Here is a 3,349-nt window from a genome sequence, read left to right as displayed (position 1 = left end):
CTCGGCCGCGGCGGCCGCCTCATCTATGTTGGCGCAGGGACCAGCGGGCGCATCGCGGCGCTCGACGCCTCCGAGTGCCCGCCCACCTTCAACACCGATCCGCGCATGGTGCAGTACGTCATCGCCGGCGGCAGCCGGGCGATGGCCCGCGCCGCGGAAATCAACGAAGACTCTCCCCGGCTCGGCCGCCGCGACTTGGCAAAGAAGCGGCCGACAAAGAAGGACGTCGTCGTCGGCATCAGCGCCAGCGGGCGCACTCCTTACACCCTGGGCGCACTGGAGTACGCGCGGGAGCGCGGTGCGACCACCGTCGCCATAACGGGGAATCCCGGGTCGCCTATGGGGCGGGCAGCGGAGATCGCCATTGTGGTCGAGACGGGGCCGGAGGTGGTCGCCGGCTCCACGCGCATGAAGGCGGGCACCGCGCAGAAGCTGGTGCTCAACATGCTCTCGACCGGCGCCATGACCCGGCTGGGCTACGTCTATGGCAACCTGATGGTGAACGTCCACCTGAAGAACCGGAAGCTGGTGGAGCGCGGCCTCGCGATCCTCGAGCGCGCCTCCGGCCTCGACCGGGAGGCGGCGAGGAAGGCGCTCAAGGCCGCCGGGAACAGCGTCCCAGTGGCGCTGGTGATGCTCAAGGCCGGTCTGGGGCGGTCGGAGGCCAAGCGCCGCCTGGCCGCCGCGCATGGCCATGTCCGGAAGGCCATGGAAGGCTAACCACACTCGTCACGGGGTCCACGCGGTGTCTAATACTCATTAGCCCGTAAAATGTCTGTGTGCATGCGGGCGACTGGCCCGCGCGGGCTCACCCTCTATGGACAAGTTCGTAATCCGCGGCGGCAATCCCCTGGTGGGGACGGTGCGCATCAGCGGCGCCAAGAACGCCGCGCTTCCCTGCATGGCAGCGGCGCTGCTCACCGACGAGCCGGTGATCCTGGAGAACATCCCGGACGTGCGCGACATCCAGACCACGAGCAAGCTGCTGGAAGCCATGGGCGCCGAGGTCGAGCTGGGATACGGTCGCGCCCACCACCGCACCACCCTGAGCTGCCGAAATCTTCTGAATCCGGAAGCCTCCTACGACCTGGTGAAGACCATGCGCGCCTCCACCCTGGTGCTGGGGCCGCTGGTGGCGCGCACGGGACGGGCGCGGGTCTCGCTGCCCGGCGGCTGCGCCATCGGCGCGCGGCCCATCAACCTGCACATCAAGGGACTGGAGCAGTTGGGCGCCGCCATCACACAGGAGCACGGATACGTAGAGGCGCGGGCGGAGCGCCTGCGCGGCGGACACATCGTCTTTGACCGCATCACCGTCACCGGCACCGAAGACCTGCTGATGGCCGCGACCCTGGCCGACGGCGAAACCGTGATGGAGAACTGCGCGCTCGAGCCCGAGGTCGCCGACCTGGCCGCCCTGCTCAACAAGATGGGCGCTCGCATCGAAGGCGCGGGAACTTCCACCATCCGAGTGAAAGGAGTGGAGCGGCTGCGCGGCGCGAAGCACCGCATCATCCCCGACCGCATCGAGGCGGGGACGTTCATCGTGGCGGGCGCGTTGACCGGCGGCGACCTGATCGTCTCCGCCTGCGACCCCTCGCACCTGACCGCGCTGCTGCAGAAGCTGCAGGAGGCGGGCGCGACGGTGAAACACAACTCCGAGTCGGTGCGCGTGATGTCGAACGGCCCCTTGAAGCCCGCGGACGTGGCCACCGAGGAGTATCCCGGCTTCGCCACCGACATGCAGGCGCAGTACATGGTGCTGGCCACGCAGGCGGAAGGGACCTCCATCGTCACCGAAAACATCTTCGAGAACCGCTTCCTGCACGCGCAGGAGCTGGTGCGCATGGGCGCGGACATCAAGGTGGAGGGCTCGCAGGCCATCGTGCGCGGCAAGACGCCGCTGAGCGCGGCGGCGGTTCTGGCTTCCGACCTGCGCGCCTCGGCTTCGCTGGTGCTGGCGGGACTGGTGGCCGAGGGCGAGACCATCATCGACCGCGTCTATCACATCGATCGCGGCTACGAGCGCATCGAGGAGAAGCTGCGCGGCGTGGGCGCCCAGATGAAGCGCATCGGAGAGATGCTGCCGCGCCGGGCCGCGGCTCCCCTGGTCACCGGGTAGTTTTCCACTTCACCCCTCCGACAGCGTGATGGGCGCCGGCTGGCCCGCCTGGGCGCGCAGCACACCCGCCACCGCCGCCAGCACCACCAGCGACGCCACCAGCATGAGCGGCGGGATAGGTTCCCGCAGGATAAGTGCGCCCTCCACAATGGCCACAAGGGGCACCACTAGGCTGAGGGTCGAGATCTGGTAGGGCTGCACGTGGCGCAACAGCCAGTAATACAGACCGAAGGCGACCGCCGAGCCCACCACGGCCAGGAACAGCAAAGCGAGGAGGGCGTGCGGAGTCCACTGGGACGCGCGGCCGCGCTCCATCACCGAACTGCCCGCCACCAGCACCACTGCGCCTACCAGGAACTGCCAACCGGTGGTGGCAACCGGGTCCATGCCGGAGATCTCGCGTTTGGCGAAGTGGATGGAAAAGGCATTTGAGATCACGGCCAGCAGGATGGCCACCCCGCCCAAGAGTGTGCTGCGCGTAGCGGCCAGGCCCTGGCCGAAGAGCACGGCGATCCCGCCCGCACCCAGCACCATGCCGAAGATCGCTGTTCGCGGGACCGAGTGCTTGCTCATCCATGGAGTGAACGCGGCCACACACAGAGGCATGGCGGAGTAGAGCACCGCGGACATGGAAGAGGTGACGGACTGCTCGGCCCAGAAGAGAAGTCCGAAGGGCAAGGCGATCATGGTGATCCCCAGGACACAAACCGCGCGCCACTCGCGCGGCCCCTGAGGCGCTTGGGAGCCGCGGACCGCCGATATCAGCAGCATGATGGCGGCGGCCAGAATGAAGCGCACGCCGGCGGACCAGAGCGGCGGCACGTCGCGCACCAGGACGCGGATGGCCATCCAGGTGGTGCCCCAGATGAGGCAGAGGGTGAGGTAGGCGAGGTAATGGGGAAGGCGGAAGGCAGGGGGCGAGGCGCCGGTCTGGGTGTCGTCGGTCGCCATGGCGAGGGTTCAGTGTGACAGGAAGTAGATGCGTACCAAAAGGAAAAAGCCGCGAGAGCTTCGCGGCTTTCTCGTTAAGATGGTGCCGGCTTAGCGGTTTCCTGCGCCGTCGCCGCCGCGCGGGCCGCGACTGCCGCCTCCCGGCGGGCCTCCGCGTCCTCCGCGTCCTCCGCGTCCCTTGCCGCCGCCACCGCCGCTGCCGCTTCCTCCGCGTCCGCCGCGTCCACCGCGGAAACCGCCGCGGCCTCCGCGGTCAGGACGTTCGGGGAAGGGCTC

General features: G+C 68.6%; 4 protein-coding genes. 2 read left to right on the top strand and 2 right to left on the bottom strand.

Annotated elements, in window-relative coordinates:
- Together murQ and murA are read left to right on the top strand one after the other, a co-directional pair.
- Window positions 1–720, top strand: a 720-nt coding sequence (gene murQ / locus VGQ94_08135) for an N-acetylmuramic acid 6-phosphate etherase (GenBank protein ID HEV2022486.1), incomplete at its 5' end; no start/stop codon positions are given.
- Between the two features lie 97 nt (window positions 721–817).
- The gene (gene murA, locus VGQ94_08130) at window positions 818–2,122 is read left to right on the top strand and encodes a UDP-N-acetylglucosamine 1-carboxyvinyltransferase (GenBank protein ID HEV2022485.1); all 1,305 of its coding nucleotides are present in this window, start codon (window positions 818–820) and stop codon (window positions 2,120–2,122) included.
- 9 nt (window positions 2,123–2,131) lie between these two features.
- Here the strand turns inward: murA and VGQ94_08125 are convergent, their stop codons facing one another.
- On the bottom strand, window positions 2,132–3,073 hold the full coding sequence (locus VGQ94_08125; protein HEV2022484.1) for an EamA family transporter: 942 nt from the start codon (window positions 3,071–3,073) through the stop codon (window positions 2,132–2,134).
- Between the two features lie 74 nt (window positions 3,074–3,147).
- A partial coding sequence (locus VGQ94_08120; protein HEV2022483.1) for a hypothetical protein occupies window positions 3,148–3,349 on the bottom strand: 202 nt, incomplete at its 5' end.

The sequence above is a fragment of the Terriglobales bacterium genome (assembly GCA_035937135.1).
Taxonomy (GTDB): Bacteria; Acidobacteriota; Terriglobia; order Terriglobales; family Acidobacteriaceae; genus DASYVL01.
This window is presented reverse-complemented; position numbering and strand designations above follow the sequence as displayed.

Coding starts and splice junctions, on each gene's coding strand:
- murA (HEV2022485.1), top strand. CDS start 818: ATGGACAAGTTCGTAATCCGCGGCGGCAATCCCCTGGTGGGGACGGTG.
- VGQ94_08125 (HEV2022484.1), bottom strand. CDS start 3,073: ATGGCGACCGACGACACCCAGACCGGCGCCTCGCCCCCTGCCTTCCGC.